Here is a 14,789-nt window from a genome sequence, read left to right as displayed (position 1 = left end):
GAATCCTTCCCAGAAAAGGGCAAGAGGATTAGCATGCATAGTGACGGCGGTGGACCGGTTGGCTTTGTTGTTTTGGCGAACTCAAAACTAACCGGTTTTACCGCCGTCTCCTACTTTTTCACGCTTATCTGCGAAGAACCTTTTTTAATGCACGTTCTCGCGGATCAGTCGCTCAGGATGGACACGTTGTCCGCCTGTAGGCCCTTGTCCGCTTCGACGACACTGAACCGGACCAGTTGGCCCTGACGCAGCACCCGGCGGCCACGGCCACGAATGGCGCGGAAGTGTACAAAGACTTCATCGCCACTATCGCGAACGATAAACCCGAAGCCTTTCTTGACGTTGAACCATTTGACGGTGCCCTCTTCGTTGCCTTCAGGAGTGCTGTCGTCGTAGTCATCGTCGTCTTCGTAATCCGGTTGGGATTGCTGCTTGCGTGGGGCCGGCTGACGAGGTGCCGTGCTGGCGCGAGGCGCTTGCGGTTTCACGGCTGAGGGTTTCTTGGCTGCCAGAGCGACGGTCACGAAGCCTGCCAGTCCGAAAAGGACAACCGCAATAACATAGGCTGCGATGCCCTGGGCGCTGCCCAATACAAACGTGGTACTGGTTGCTTCCTCGCTAGTGCCGGCCTGAGACAGAATCTGGAAGAGTTCCGGGGTGAAAGTCACCAACAGAAAGCCGAGGATAAAAGGTGACGGAATCGCGACCAGGAGAGCAAGAATGATCGCTTTTGCTGGGTTTTGCATGGACTGAAGTTTCTCCATTCATCTAACGCTAACGATAAAGAGCCGGATATCGGGTAAAATCGGGTCTCCGGCGGTGAAAACCGCTGGGAACCTGCAAGACATAAACGGGTCTTGCAGGTTCCCGCGCGGGCAAAAGCGGGATGATACCAGATAACAGGGAGCGCTGACCAAGCAGCGTGTCCGCCGACACCAAATCGATCACACAATACCTTGATGGGAATCCTTCCCGGAGAACCAAAAACTTTATGAGCGACAAAGATCTGCAAGCCCGGCTGGACGAACTGGAAACCCGTCTGGCATTCCAGGACGACATCATTCATACCCTGAGCGAGCAGGTGGCCCGTCAGGAGCTGGATATCCGGGAACTCTGGGAGGCGAAGAAGCAGCTGAACACTCAGCTCAAGGAAGTGTCGTCATCGAACATCAGAAAGGAGGAGGACGAAACGCCTCCTCCCCACTACTGATCAGGCCAGGAGCTCTACAAGAACCTGCTCGTAGATCTCGGATAGGGTGTTCAGGTCCGCGGCTTTCACGCACTCATTGACTTTGTGGATAGTGGCGTTGATGGGGCCCAGTTCCAGAACCTGGGCGCCGGTCGGAGCGATAAAGCGTCCATCCGACGTACCTCCCGAAGTAGAGAGCTCGGTTTCTCGGCCGGTGACGGAACGGATGGCATTTTGTGCCGCCGAGACCAGCGATCCACTATCGGTCAGGAACGGCCGGCCGCTCAGATGCCATTGCAGGTCATACTTCAATTCATGACGGTCGAGAATGGCAACCACTCTTTCTTCCAGACTTTCCGCGGTGTTTTCCGTGCAGTAGCGGAAATTGAAGTGAACCAGGCACTCCCCGGGGATGATGTTACTCCCGGTGCCAGCTTCGATCTTGGTGATCTGGAAGGTGGTTGGCGGGAAGAAATCATTGCCATCGTCCCAGAATTCCTTCGCGAGGGCGTCCAGTGCCGGGGCAGCGGTATGCACCGGGTTTTCAGCCAGGTGCGGGTAGGCCACGTGTCCCTGGGTGCCATGCACTGTGAGATAGCCATGGAGTGAGCCCCGACGACCGTTCTTGATGACATCGCCCACCTCGCGGGTGCTGGACGGTTCACCAATCAGGCACCAGTCGATTTTCTCATTCCGGGCTTCCAGGGTTTCCACTACTTTCACGGTGCCGTCCATTGCCGGACCTTCTTCGTCACTGGTTATCAGCAAGGCAATGGAGCCCCGATGATCCGGATGGCTGGTCACAAACCGCTCGCAGGCCGTGATAAAGGCCGCCAGGCTGCCTTTCATGTCGGCTGCGCCCCGGCCATGAAGAAAACCATCATCTATCACCGCCTCGAACGGCGGATGACGCCAGTTTTTCTCCGGACCGGTGGGCACCACATCCGTATGGCCTGCAAACGTCAGCAGGGGACCTTCCGAACCCTTTCGGGCCCACAGGTTGTCGGTTTCGCCAAAGCGCAGGGCCTCGCCCTTGAAGCCAAGGGCAGAGAGCCGTGACATCATCAGTTCCTGGCAGCCGGCGTCGTCCGGGGTAACGGACGGCCGGCGGATCAGGTCAACGGCGAGCTTGAGGGTCGGGGAAAGCTCGGCGGAATTAGTTGTTTGCATGCAGTTCTTCGTTCAGCTCGATGGCGGACTTGTTGGTCTTGCATTCAACCGCGCCAGTCTGGCTGTTGCGGCGGAACAGAAGATCCGGCTTGTTGGCCAAATCCCGTGCCTTGATGACTTCAACCAGTTCGTTGTTGTCGTCCAGCAGGGCGACCTTGGTGCCGGCGGTAATGTACAGGCCCGCCTCGACTTTGCAGCGGTCCCCCAGAGGAATGCCGATACCGGCATTCGCGCCAATCAGGCAGTTCTCACCAACCGAGATGATGATGTTGCCACCACCGGACAGCGTGCCCATGGTGGAGCAGCCGCCGCCAAGGTCTGAGCCCTGGCCGATCATCACGCCGGCGGAGATACGGCCTTCAATCATGCTGGTGCCTTCGGTGCCGGCATTGAAGTTGATAAAGCCTTCATGCATCACGGTGGTGCCTTCACCCACATAGGCGCCCAGGCGAACACGGGCGGTGTCGGCGATGCGCACGCCTTTCGGTACCACGTAATCCGTCATTTGCGGGAACTTGTCGACGGACTTCACTTCCAGTGTACGGCCCTCAAGACGCGCCTTGAGCTGGCGCTCTGGCAGTTCGTTCAGGTCGATGGCGCCTTCGCTGGTCCAGGCCAGGTTTGGCAGCAGGCCGAAAATGCCGTCCAGTTTCAGCTCATGGGGTCTGGCCTGGCGGCTGGAGATCAGGTGCAGCTTGAGGTAGACCTCTGGCGTGCTGGAGGCAGTGTCGTCGGTGTCCAGCAGGGTCACCACGACCGGGCGGCGGCTCTCGGCTGCTTTGCCCGCCAGGGCGGACTGTTCCATCTGACCCAACTGGCGTAATCCGTCCGACAGCGCCTTGAGTTGATCGGGCGTCACCGATACAGCCTGATTGCCTCCCTGGTAATCCAGAACGTTTTGAGCCACTTCGATGAGGCCGTTATCGGGGGTGATGACCGGCTGCTGGTAAAACACTTCCAGCCACTCGCCCTGATTGTTCTGGGTGCCGATACCAATTCCGAATGCAAAACTCATTGATGTGCTCCTGGTTCTCAGTGTTTGAATCGTTCGGCCCACTCACCGGCGTTAAAGCCGACGCTGACCGTGTCGCCATGCTCAACCACGGGCCGCTTGATGATGGACGGATTGTCGAGCATCAGGTCGTGGGCGGATTGGGGGCTAATATTATCACGAACCTCGTCCGGAAGTTTGCGCCACGTGGTGCCGCGACGGTTCAGCAACACTTCCCAACTGGCTGTCTGCTCCCATCGGCTAAGCCGGTCGGTGTCCAGGCCATCCTTCTTGAAGTCGTGGAATTCGTAGTTGATGCCAGCGTCGTCCAGCCACTTTCGTGCTTTCTTGACGGTGTCGCAGTTCCGGATGCCGTAAAGCTTCATGTCCTGTTCGCCTTTACAAAAGTCACAATACGTTTTGCTGCCTCCACGCACTCCTCAATCGGCGCCACCAGGGCCATCCTTACCCGGTTTTCGCCAGGATTATGGCCATCGACTGTGCGGGAGAGATAGCGGCCGGGGAGTACGTGCACATTCTGCTGGGCCGACAGCTCACGCGCGAACGTTTCATCGTCCATTGGGGTTTCCGGCCAGAGGTAGAACCCGGCATCAGGAAAGTCCACGTTCATCACGTCCCGCAGGATGGGTACCACCGCCTCAAACTTGGCACGGTAGGCCGCCCGGTTCTCCCGTACGTGTTCTTCATCGTTCCAGGCGGCAATGCTCGCCAGCTGGTTGTGTATGGGCATGGCACAGCCGTGGTAGGTGCGGTATTTGAGGTAGCCTTTGAGGATATCGGCATCGCCGGCCACGAAACCGGACCGCAGGCCCGGCAGGTTGCTTCGCTTCGACAGGCTGTGGAACACGATGCAGCGGGCGAAATCATTGCGGCCAATAGCAGCACAGGTTTGCAGCAATCCTTCCGGCGGCTGGCCTTCGTCGGGGTAGAGTTCGGAATAGCATTCATCGGACGCGACGATGAAATCATGCTCGTCCGCCAGTTCGATGACCCGCACCAACGTCTCCCGGGGAATCACCGAACCGCTGGGATTGCCCGGTGAGCACAGGAACAGCACATGGCAGTCTTTCCATACGGATTTCGAAACCTTGTCAAAGTCCGGTATGAAATGGCTGTCTGCGTCGCAGGCAAGGTAATGGGGTGTTGCGCCGGCAAGGAAAGCGGCGCCTTCGTAGACCTGGTAAAACGGGTTGGGGCTGACCACGGTGGCACTCGGGCTGGATTCCACCACCGATTGCACCAGCGAGAAGATGCCTTCCCGAGTGCCATTCACCGGAACGATATGGTGTTCAGGCGTCAATGATCCGGGTGTCAGTTCAAAGCGGCGGGTGGCCCAGTGCGCGATGGCCTGGCGCAGTTCGTCGGTGCCTTTCGTTGTAGGATAGTTTGCGAGTTTGTCCAGATTATCCGCGATCACCTGTTTGACGAATTCCGGCGACGGATGCTTGGGCTCACCGATGCCCAGGGAAATCGACGTCAGGTCCTTGGGAATACTGATGCCGGACTTGAGTTTGGTCAGTTTCTCGAACGGGTAGGGGTGAAGCCTGTCCAGGTCGGGGTTCATTGGGTGTCATCCAGCATTTGGCAAAGATCCTGCTGCAGGGCCTGGCAGACTGCGGGGTCGCTGATCTGCTCGCCGTGCTCGTCGGTTACAAAGAATACGTCTTCCACCCGTTCGCCCAACGTCGCAATCTTGGCGTTGGTCAGCCGCACGCGATGCTCCAGCAATACCTGTCCTACGCGGGCCAGTAACCCCGGCCGGTCCGGTGTGATCACTTCCATCACCGTGCGCTGGTTAATGGTGTCGTTGGAGAAGGTCACTTCCGTGGGGAAGGCAAAGTGCTTCAGCTGTCTGGGAGTGCGGCGGTGGATGATGTCAGGGTAATCTTCCGGGTCATCCAGTTCCTCAATCAGGCGCATGCGAACCCGATCCTTGCGGGCCGGGTCGATGCCCAGGGGTTTGCCTTTCTCGTCCAGAACAATGTAGGAACTGATAGAGAAGGGGCCCTCGCTTGAGCTGATGCGGGCATCGACGATGTTGAGGTTAAGTTGTTCCAGCACTGCCGTGGTAGCCGCGAACAGGTCAATACGGTCACTCATGTAGATGATGATCTGGGAGTAGCCGTCAGTAGGGCCGCCACGGGTGTCGCGAATCAGCACCAGCGGGTCGGGGTCGTCGCCATGGCGGATGATGGCGGCGGTCTGCCAGGCAATGTCCACCGTGGAATCCTGCAGGAAGTAGTCTTCGTCCAGGGTTTCCCAGATTCCGTCGATCTGTTCGTCCGTCATGTTCTGGGCGTGGAGAATCTCCCGCGCCTCGGATTGGGTGGCGCGTACCCATTCCTGACGGTCTACCGGTGTTTCCGAGCCGCGCCTGAGTGCCCGTTTGGCCTCGATGTAGAGCTGGCGCAACAGCGAGGCGCGCCAGGTGTTCCACAACTTGGGATTGGTGGCGCTGATATCGCACACCGTCAGCACGTAGAGGTAGTCCAGGTGCACCTGGCTGGGAACGGCGCGTGCGAACCCATGGATGATGTCCGGATCGGAGATGTCCTTGCGCTGGGCGGTCATCGACATCAGCAGGTGATTTTCCACCAGCCAGGAGGCCAGTTGGGTGTCCCGTTCACTGAGGTGGTGGCGTTCGCAGAAGTCCTCAACGTCAATTGCGCCCAACTCCGAGTGGTCGCCGCCCCGGCCTTTGGCCACGTCATGATAAAGGCCGGCAATATACAGTGTTTCCAGCTTCGGTAACCGGTGAATCAAACGCGACGCCAGCGGGTATTCATTGCGGGCTTCGGCGCTGTCCAGCCGGACCATGTTGCGGATCACCCGCATAGTGTGGGCGTCCACGGTGTAGATGTGGAACAGGTCGTGCTGCATCTGGCCGATGATCTGGCCAAATTCGGGCAGGTAGCGGCCCAGCACGTTATATTTCTTCATCGCCGACAGGGTCTGGTCGAGGGCGTGGGGCGTCCGCAGCAGTTCCATGAACAGGGAAGTAACGGCCAGGTCCGAGCGGAAAGCGTCGTCAATCAGGTGGCGGTGCGCCCGCAGTGAGCGGATGGTGGTGGCGCGGATGCCTTTGATCTCCGGATGCTGCGCCATCAGAACGAATATTTCCATGATGGCATAGGGCGCGTAGGCGAAGACCTGGTTGTTAACGGCTTCAATGTAGTAGTTGCGAATCTGGAAACGCTTGTTCAGGGGTAGGATGTCGTCGTCATTCCCGGCGCCGAGGATGGCCTCGTCGTAGTACTGAAGAATAACGTCGGTCAGCTCCGCCAAGGCCAGCACGGTTCGGTAGTAGGACTGCATCATCAACTCAACGCCCAGCCGCTTGCCCTCATCCTTGTAACCCAGCATCTGAGCGAGTGCCCGTTGATGGTCAAACAGGAGGCGATTCTCGTTGCGGTCGGCAATCAGCTGCAGGCCAAAGCGAAGTCGCCACAGGAAGGTTTCGCCCTGCAGCAATATCTGGTGCTCTTCTTCGGTCAGGATACTAAAGCGTGTCAGATCCGCGATATTCTGCAGGCCGAAGTGTCGCTTGGTAATCCAGCCGATGGTCTGTATATCCCGCAGTGCGCCTGGAGAGCCTTTTACATTGGGCTCAAGGTTATACTCCGTGTCCCCGTACTTCGCGTGGCGCTGCTTCTGTTCCTCCCGTTTGGCGATGAAGTAATCGCGGTCAGAGCTGATGGCGTCTGAATAAACCTGGTGACTGAGTTCGTCGCGCAAATCATCCGGGCCGGCGATGGTACGGGTTTCCAAGAGGTTGGTGAGGATCGTGACATCTTCCCGGGCGGCGTCCATGCTTTCCTGAATGCTGCGGACGCTGTGGCCGATATCCAGCTTCAGGTCCCATAGGAGTGTTATGAAGGCGCCAAGGTCTTCCTGCCAGTTCTCTTCTATACCATTCCGGGTGAGGATCAACAGGTCGATATCGGAATGGGGGTGGAGTTCTCCCCGGCCATAGCCGCCGACTGCCACGAGAGAGACATCGGCAGAGGCGGCAAAGGCGTAGCGGTTCCAGATCAGGGCAAGAACAGTATCCAGGGTTCCGGACCGGGAATGGACCAGTGCGCGAACATCAGCTCCCTGACGGAACGCTTCTGCATCTGCGTTGTAGCGTTCCTTCAACAGCTCCCGGGCTGCTACAACAGGTGAGATGTCGTTGCTTATCCTGGATTCCAGTTCGCTGAGGTCCACCTAGAATGACTCTTCCGTGCGCTTGGTCAGTACTTCGTGGCCGTCCGATGTTACCAGGATGGTGTGCTCCCATTGCGCGGAAAGCTTGTGATCCTTGGTAACCACGGTCCAGCCATCCGGCAGCAGCTTGGTGTGGTACTTGCCCTGGTTAATCATCGGTTCGATGGTAAAGGTCATACCTTCCTGCAGTTCCATGCCGGTGCCGGGCTTGCCGTAGTGCATCACCTGAGGGTCTTCGTGAAACACCTTTCCAATGCCGTGGCCGCAATAGTCGCGGACCACAGAATAGCGATGCTTCTCAGCATGCTGCTGGATCACGTGACCGATGTCGCCCAGCCGGGCGCCCGGCTTCACCAGTTCAATACCTTTATAAAGACACTCCTGGGTGATCTGGATCAGGCGTTCGCTGCCGGGCTTGGGCTTGCCGACGATGAACATCTTGCTGGTATCACCGTGCCACCCATCCTTGATTACCGTGACGTCGATATTGACGATGTCACCGTCCTTTAACACCTTTTTCTCGTTCGGGATGCCGTGGCAGACCACATGATTCACTGAGGTGCATACCGATTTCGGGAAACCCTTGTAGTTCAGCGGCGCCGGGATGGTCTTTTGCTCATCCACCATATAAGTGTGGCAAATACTGTCTAGCTTCTCGGTTGTTACGCCCGGTTTGACGTGTTCGCCAATCATCTCAAGAACTTCGGCCGCCAGGCGGCCAGCGACACGCATCTTCTCGATTTCTTCCGGAGTCTTGATCGATACCTGCATTGGGGTTCCCGTTGATTTGGATCAAACACGCATTTTAAGGGGGAGTGTTGCCCGGTACAAGGAAGAGGCGGTTTTGCCGTGCATTCCGGGGCACAAATTAATGGAATCCGGCGGGCGATTTATGGTATAAACGCGCCCGCTGGAAACGAATCCGGCAAATTCGCACACACGTCGGCACGTTGTCCCAGGGTGCCTGCTCTTGTTGTCTCTATATAAAGGCAACGGAGCCAGGTTGGGGCAATCGGACGTGTGGAGGACTAACCCGAAGCTAAAAAGGTAAATATCATGGCTCAGGTAAATATGCGTGACCTGCTGAAAGCAGGCGCCCACTTCGGTCACCAGACCCGTTACTGGAACCCGAAAATGTCGAAGTTCATCTTCGGCGCTCGTAACAAGATTCATATCATCAACCTTGAGCAGACTGTTCCTGCCATGAACGATGCGTTGAACTTCGTTCATAATCTCGCGGGCAACAAGAACAAGATCCTGTTCGTTGGCACCAAGCGTGCGGCGGCCAAGATCATCAAGGAAGAAGCACTGCGCTCCAATCAGCCATACGTAAACCATCGCTGGTTGGGCGGCATGCTGACCAACTACAAGACCATTCGCCAGTCAATCCGTCGCTATCGCGACCTGGAAGCACAGAGCCAGGACGGTACGTTCGACAAGCTGACCAAGAAAGAAGCTCTGGATCGTACCCGCGAAATGGACCGTCTTGAGCGTTCCATCGGCGGTATCAAGGACATGGGCGGCCTGCCGGACGCCATGTTCGTGATCGACGTTGACCACGAGCGTATCGCGATCAAGGAAGCCAACAAGCTGGGCATTCCTGTGATCGGTGTTGTTGATACCAATAGCGATCCCGACGGCGTTGATTACGTGATTCCTGGTAACGACGATGCCATCCGCGCGATCCAGATTTACGTGCAGGCCGTTGCTGAAACCTGCATGGAAGCGGCCCAGTCTGCCGGTGCCGGCGCTGACGAGTTTGTAGAGGTCAGCGAAGACGCGGAAGGTGCTGCTCCCGCTGCGGAGTAATAGCTCCTTCGCGAACAGGTTGTAGGGTGTGCCCGTGGTTTACCGCCGGGCACACCGGTCCAGAATTCGGAACAGTTAAGAGGAATGAACATGGCTGCAATTACTGCTGCAATGGTCAAAGAGCTTCGTGAGCGCACCGGCCTTGGCATGATGGAATGCAAGAAGGCGTTGGTGGAAGCTGACGGAAGCGTTGATGCCGCAATTGAAGAGCTGCGTAAGTCTTCCGGCCTGAAGGCCGCCAAGAAAGCGGGTCGTACCGCCGCTGAAGGTGTTTCCCTGATCAAGGTGTCTGACGACAACACCGTCGCTTACATCCTGGAAGTGAACTCCGAGACTGATTTTGTTGCTCGTGATGACAACTTCATGAACTTCGCCAACGAGGTTCTGAATGTTGCGTTTGAGAACAGCAGAACAGACGTTGCCGAACTGATGGAAGGCGATCTGGAGGCCAAGCGTGAAGCGCTGGTTCAGAAGATCGGCGAGAACATCACCGTTCGTCGTATCGTACGGGTGGAAGGCCCGGTTGTGGGTGCCTACGTTCACAGCACCAACAAGATTGCGTCTGTTGTGGCCCTCACTGCAGGCAGCGCTGAAGTTGCACGTGACGTTGCCATGCACGTTGCCGCTGTTAACCCACGGGTTGGCAAGCCGGAAGACATGCCGGCCGACGAACTTGAGAAAGAAAAGGACGTCATCAAGGCCCAGCCGGATATGGAGGGCAAGCCTGCAGAAATCGTCGAAAAGATGATGGGCGGCCGGATCAAGAAATTCCTGGCGGAGAACAGCCTGGTCGAGCAACCGTTTGTCAAGAATCCTGACCAGAGCGTGGGTCAGTTGATCAAAGACAACGGCGGTGAGCTGGTTAGCTTTGTTCGCCTGGAAGTCGGTGAAGGTATCGAGAAGGAAGAAGTGGATTTTGCGGCAGAGGTCGCTGCGGCGGCAGGTACCGGCAAGTCCTGATCCTTCCGACAGGTGCCAAGGCGATGTCCGGGGCACCTTTCAAGTCTGCCACGTTAGCCGGAGTTTTCCGGTTTTCGTGGCGGGCTTGTATCTGAGATACCCCTTTTTATTGAGGAGTATGTCAGATACAAGCCTGAGAAGCTTGTCCTGCCAGGCACCAAGCCAGACATATAGAAGGGGATCCTCATGCCGAAGTCGTCCAATACCCAGCCCAGATACAAACGTGTCCTGCTCAAGCTCAGCGGTGAAGCCTTAATGGGCGAGCATGATTTTGGCATCGATCCAAAAGTGCTTGACCGGATGGCATTGGATATTGGTTCGCTCATCGGCATTGGTGTTCAGGTAGGCTTGGTCGTTGGCGGTGGCAATCTCTTCCGTGGTGCTGCGCTGAACGCCGCCGGCATGGATAGGGTGACAGGCGACCATATGGGCATGCTGGCAACGGTCATGAATGGCTTGGCCATGCGTGACGCCCTGGAGCGATCCAATATCCGTACCCGGGTTATGTCTGCCATCCCCATGAGTGGTATTGTTGAGCATTATGATCGCCGGCGGGCGGTGCGCGACCTGAAAGATGGCGATGTGGTGATTTTCTGTGCAGGCACCGGTAACCCGTTCTTCACGACCGACTCAGCCGCTTGCCTGCGGGGGATCGAAATTGAAGCGGATGCTGTGTTGAAGGCAACCAAGGTTGATGGTGTTTATTCCGCCGATCCGTACAAGGATGCGACTGCGGAAAAATACGATCGTCTCACCTATGATGAGGTGCTGGACAAGAAGCTGGGCGTGATGGATCTGACCGCGATATGCCTTGCTCGAGATCATGGCATGCCTCTTCGGGTCTTCGACATGAACCGTTCTGGCGCGCTGACCCGTATCGTGACCGGGGAGTCGGAAGGCACACTGATTGAGTAATCTGTTTGAGACATTTTGAACAACGAATCCGAGGACGCTGCAGTGATTGACGATATTAAAGCTGATGCTGAAAAGAAGATGAAGAAAAGCCTTGAATCCATGAGTTGGGCTTTTAATAAAATTCGCACCGGGCGAGCGCATCCGTCCATTCTGGACAGCGTGACCGTGGATTACTACGGCCAGGAGACACCGCTCAAACAGGTGGCGAGCGTGAATGTCGAGGACAATCGTACGTTGGCCGTTTCTCCGTGGGAGAAGCCTCTGCTACCGAAGATCGAAAAAGCGATCATGATGTCGGACCTGGGTCTGAACCCGTCGAATAATGGTGAAGTTATTCGAATTCCCATGCCGATGTTGACTGAGGAAACCCGTAAGGAAATGGTCAAGCAGGCCAGAGCTGATGCGGAGCATGGCAAGGTTTCCGTTCGGAACGCGCGTCGTGACGCCAACAGCACGCTGAAAGAGCTGCTGAAGGAAAAGGATATTAACGAAGACGAAGAGCGTTACGGTGAGGATGAGATTCAGAAGTTGACTGACCGTTATATCGCCGAGATCGAGAAGCAGCTCAAGGCCAAGGAAGAGGACCTGATGGCTGTCTGATCAGCCAGTCCAATTCAGTACAATGATCAGTTGGTGCCATTGTTTTTGTCCGGTATCGACTGAACAGGGGATTGCATGACGGAAAGTGTATCCGCAGAGATTCCGGTTTCGGCTAGTAGCCGGCCCCGGCATGTGGCCATTATCATGGATGGTAACAATCGCTGGGCAAAGGCACGGCGACTGAAAGGCGTCGCGGGCCACAAGGCCGGTGTAAAGGCGGTGAAGTCGGTGGTTGAAACCTGTGCCCGGCAAGGGGTGGAGGTGCTTACCCTGTTCGCGTTCTCCAGCGAAAACTGGCGCCGCCCGGAAGACGAAGTGTCGGCCCTGATGCGCCTGTTTCTGTTTGCACTGGAGCGGGAAGTGAAAAAACTGCATCGCAACGACATTTGCTTGCGCATTGTCGGCGATCGCTCTGCGTTCAGCGCCGACCTGCAGGAGCATATGGAGCGCGCAGAGGCGCTTACTCGCGACAACACCCGGATGACGTTGGTCATTGCCGCCAATTATGGTGGGCACTGGGACATCACCCAGGCCAGCCGTAAAGTGGCTGAGAAGGTTCGTTCCGGAGAACTGGCGCCCTCCGATATCACCGATGACCTTATCCAGCAGCACCTCTCCATTGGCGACCTGCCTATGCCGGATCTGATGATTCGTACGGCTGGTGAGCAACGCATCAGCAATTTTATGCTTTGGCACCTGGCTTATACCGAACTGTATTTTTCTCCCGTTTACTGGCCCGATTTCCAAGAGCAGGAAATGAGTCAGGCACTACAGGCATATGCGGGCCGGAAACGCCGTTTTGGTCAGACCGATGACCAGATTGCCAGCGTTTCGTCAGAACAATAACGACAAGATAGCGAACGATATCGTGCTAAAAACCCGTATTATTACCGCGCTTATCCTGGCTCCCATCGCCATTGGCGGAATTTTCTTCCTGCCGCCCTTGGGGTTTGCCCTGTTTACCGGGGGTATTATCACCATTGGTGCCTGGGAATGGGCCAATATGTCCGGCCTGGCTGCGCCAGCAGCTCGTGTTGTGTACGCCATTGTGGTCGCGATGGTGTTATACGGACTGCTGAACGTTCCGGCTGTTGCGGTACTATGGCTGGCATTGTTCTGGTGGGTGCTGAGTTTCCTTCTGGTAAGAAATTACCCCAGCGGTTCTGAGCGCTGGGGCGGTGTACCTGCCCGCGCCCTGATGGGCTTGTTGGTGCTGGTTCCCGCGTGGGTAGGGCTGAACCATCTTCGTACCGGCGGTTTTCAGTTCGGTGACAGTGCCAACAACCTGCTGCTTATTCTCTATGTGTTCTGCGTCGTCTGGGTGGCTGATATCGGCGCCTATTTTGCCGGCCGTGCGTTTGGCAAGGCGAAGCTCGCGCCCCGGGTCAGTCCGGGAAAATCCTGGGCGGGGGTCTGGGGTGGCCTGGTGGCAGTCGCGGTCTTCGCGATTATCATCAGTGCGCTGGCCTCAGCCAGCACCATGCAGTTGCTGCTACTGGTTGTTGCGAGCCTGATCACTGGTGCAGTTTCCGTACTTGGCGATCTGCTGGAAAGTATGCTGAAGCGTTTCAGGGGTATTAAGGATAGCAGTCAGCTATTGCCGGGCCATGGCGGTATCATGGACAGAATTGACAGCCTGACGGCTGCCATTCCGGTATTCGCCCTGATTATTACCCTGATGGGGTGGTTGACGACGGGGCAGTGGTGACTATTGTGAAACGTCGCGTTTCGATACTTGGGGCGACTGGCTCCATTGGCCTGAGTACGCTTGATGTCATTCGCCGCCATCCGGACCGGTTTTCGGTTTCAGCGTTAACCGCCAGTACCAGTGTCGACAGCATGGTGGAGCTGTGCCATGAGTTTCGTCCAAGGTACGCGGTCATGGCCGATGAAAATGCGGCTACTGCGTTGTCTCGTGCGTTGAGTGATCTGCCTTCCGTGATGGTTCTCGGCGGCTCGGAAGCGCTATGCCAGGTCGCGGGCGATGGTGATTCCGATACGGTCATGGCGGCGATCGTTGGAGCCGTGGGATTGCCGCCCACGCTTGCTGCCGTGCGGGCGGGCAAACGTGTTTTGCTTGCCAACAAGGAAGCGCTGGTTATGTCGGGCAAGCTGTTTATGGATGCGGTTCTGGCGTCGGGTGCAGAGGTTCTGCCAATCGACAGCGAACATAACGCTATCTTTCAATGTATGCCGCCGGACAAGATCCGGGATACCCGGGGCGCGGGTATTACTCGTATTCTGCTTACTGCCTCCGGTGGGCCGTTTCGTACTCACTCGGCCGAATCCCTGCGCAACGTGTTGCCTGCCGAGGCCTGCAATCATCCGAACTGGTCGATGGGGCAGAAGATTTCGGTGGATTCGGCAACCCTGATGAACAAGGGGTTGGAACTGATAGAAGCATGCTGGCTGTTCAACACCACGCCGGAAATGATTGAGGTGCATGTTCATCCGGAGAGCATCATTCATTCGATGGTAGAGTATGCTGACGGGTCCGTCCTGGCGCAGCTTGGTAGTCCCGACATGCGCACACCTATAGCCAACGGTCTGGCCTGGCCCGAAAGGATTGAGGCCGGCGTCGCCCCGCTGGACCTGTTTCGTATCGGGCAATTCCACTTTGAGCGTCCGGACCTGGAGCGCTTTCCCTGCTTGAGGTTGGCAGCCGAGGCGTTTCATAAGGGCGGAACGGCACCTGCGGTTATGAATGCCGCGAACGAAGAGGCTGTATCGGCCTTTCTGTCCGGTAACCTGTGTTTTGCGGATATTCCCCTTATCATAGAGCGTGCGTTGGCAGCCATTGAGGTTGTGCCGGCGGACAGTTTCGATACCATCTTCGCAAAGGATGCCGAAGGCCGGCTCGTCGCAGGGGAACAGATACGGGCGCTGTCTGTCTGAAACAGGCGAGCCCTGAGAGCCAGGTACCTCATC

General features: G+C 56.9%; 15 protein-coding genes. 8 read left to right on the top strand and 7 right to left on the bottom strand.

Annotated features, from left to right (window positions below):
• Positions 1–164: 164 nt before the first annotated feature.
• On the bottom strand, positions 165–746 hold the full coding sequence (locus AC13D2_RS11165) for a cold-shock protein (RefSeq protein ID WP_300498338.1): 582 nt from the start codon (positions 744–746) through the stop codon (positions 165–167).
• A gap of 245 nt (positions 747–991) precedes the next feature.
• Here AC13D2_RS11165 and AC13D2_RS11160 point away from each other — a divergent pair, with 245 nt between their 5' ends.
• On the top strand, positions 992–1,210 hold the full coding sequence (locus tag AC13D2_RS11160) for a SlyX family protein (RefSeq protein ID WP_007151799.1): 219 nt from the start codon (positions 992–994) through the stop codon (positions 1,208–1,210).
• Here the strand turns inward: AC13D2_RS11160 and dapE are convergent, their stop codons facing one another.
• The 6 genes from dapE to map are packed head-to-tail and all read right to left on the bottom strand — an operon-like array spanning position 1,211 to position 8,348.
• Positions 1,211–2,359 carry a succinyl-diaminopimelate desuccinylase gene (gene dapE / locus AC13D2_RS11155; protein ID WP_300498341.1) on the bottom strand — a complete coding sequence of 383 codons (1,149 nt, stop codon included), beginning with the start codon at positions 2,357–2,359 and terminating at the stop codon, positions 1,211–1,213.
• On the bottom strand, positions 2,346–3,374 hold the full coding sequence (gene dapD, locus AC13D2_RS11150; protein ID WP_007151797.1) for a 2,3,4,5-tetrahydropyridine-2,6-dicarboxylate N-succinyltransferase: 1,029 nt from the start codon (positions 3,372–3,374) through the stop codon (positions 2,346–2,348). Before dapD ends, dapE begins: the two co-directional genes overlap by 14 nt.
• Before the next feature lie 17 nt (positions 3,375–3,391).
• Positions 3,392–3,736, bottom strand: a complete 345-nt coding sequence (locus AC13D2_RS11145; protein ID WP_300498344.1) for an ArsC family reductase — start codon at positions 3,734–3,736, stop codon at positions 3,392–3,394.
• Positions 3,733–4,935: a succinyldiaminopimelate transaminase gene (gene dapC, locus AC13D2_RS11140; protein ID WP_300498346.1), complete on the bottom strand. Its 1,203-nt coding sequence runs from the start codon at positions 4,933–4,935 to the stop codon at positions 3,733–3,735. The genes AC13D2_RS11145 and dapC overlap by 4 nt, the downstream gene beginning before the upstream one ends.
• Complete coding sequence (locus tag AC13D2_RS11135; RefSeq protein ID WP_421910503.1) at positions 4,932–7,577, bottom strand: [protein-PII] uridylyltransferase; 2,646 nt, start codon at positions 7,575–7,577, stop codon at positions 4,932–4,934. The genes dapC and AC13D2_RS11135 overlap by 4 nt, the downstream gene beginning before the upstream one ends.
• Positions 7,578–8,348, bottom strand: a complete 771-nt coding sequence (gene map / locus AC13D2_RS11130) for a type I methionyl aminopeptidase (protein WP_292046864.1) — start codon at positions 8,346–8,348, stop codon at positions 7,578–7,580. It abuts the gene before it with no gap.
• A gap of 285 nt (positions 8,349–8,633) precedes the next feature.
• Here map and rpsB point away from each other — a divergent pair, with 285 nt between their 5' ends.
• From rpsB to ispC, 7 genes are all read left to right on the top strand, one after another.
• Entirely contained in the window at positions 8,634–9,386 is a 753-nt protein-coding gene (rpsB, locus tag AC13D2_RS11125) for a 30S ribosomal protein S2 (protein ID WP_300498352.1), read from the top strand.
• Positions 9,387–9,476: 90 nt separating this feature from the next.
• Positions 9,477–10,346, top strand: coding sequence for a translation elongation factor Ts (gene tsf, locus AC13D2_RS11120; RefSeq protein WP_292046862.1), 870 nt, complete (start codon positions 9,477–9,479; stop codon positions 10,344–10,346).
• Between the two features lie 186 nt (positions 10,347–10,532).
• Positions 10,533–11,261, top strand: a complete 729-nt coding sequence (gene pyrH, locus AC13D2_RS11115) for a UMP kinase (RefSeq protein ID WP_292046860.1) — start codon at positions 10,533–10,535, stop codon at positions 11,259–11,261.
• 42 nt (positions 11,262–11,303) lie between these two features.
• On the top strand, positions 11,304–11,861 hold the full coding sequence (frr, locus tag AC13D2_RS11110; RefSeq protein WP_300498362.1) for a ribosome recycling factor: 558 nt from the start codon (positions 11,304–11,306) through the stop codon (positions 11,859–11,861).
• 75 nt (positions 11,862–11,936) lie between these two features.
• Positions 11,937–12,707, top strand: a complete 771-nt coding sequence (uppS, locus tag AC13D2_RS11105) for a polyprenyl diphosphate synthase (RefSeq protein ID WP_292046859.1) — start codon at positions 11,937–11,939, stop codon at positions 12,705–12,707.
• Between the two features lie 22 nt (positions 12,708–12,729).
• Positions 12,730–13,569: a phosphatidate cytidylyltransferase gene (locus AC13D2_RS11100; RefSeq protein WP_292046880.1), complete on the top strand. Its 840-nt coding sequence runs from the start codon at positions 12,730–12,732 to the stop codon at positions 13,567–13,569.
• Between the two features lie 2 nt (positions 13,570–13,571).
• Entirely contained in the window at positions 13,572–14,756 is a 1,185-nt protein-coding gene (gene ispC / locus AC13D2_RS11095) for a 1-deoxy-D-xylulose-5-phosphate reductoisomerase (protein WP_292046879.1), read from the top strand.
• Positions 14,757–14,789: the final 33 nt, after the last annotated feature.

Source organism: Marinobacter sp. B-12 (assembly GCF_056857915.1).
The sequence above is the reverse complement of the archived record's forward strand: the minus strand, read 5'-3'. Positions and strand labels throughout refer to the sequence as shown.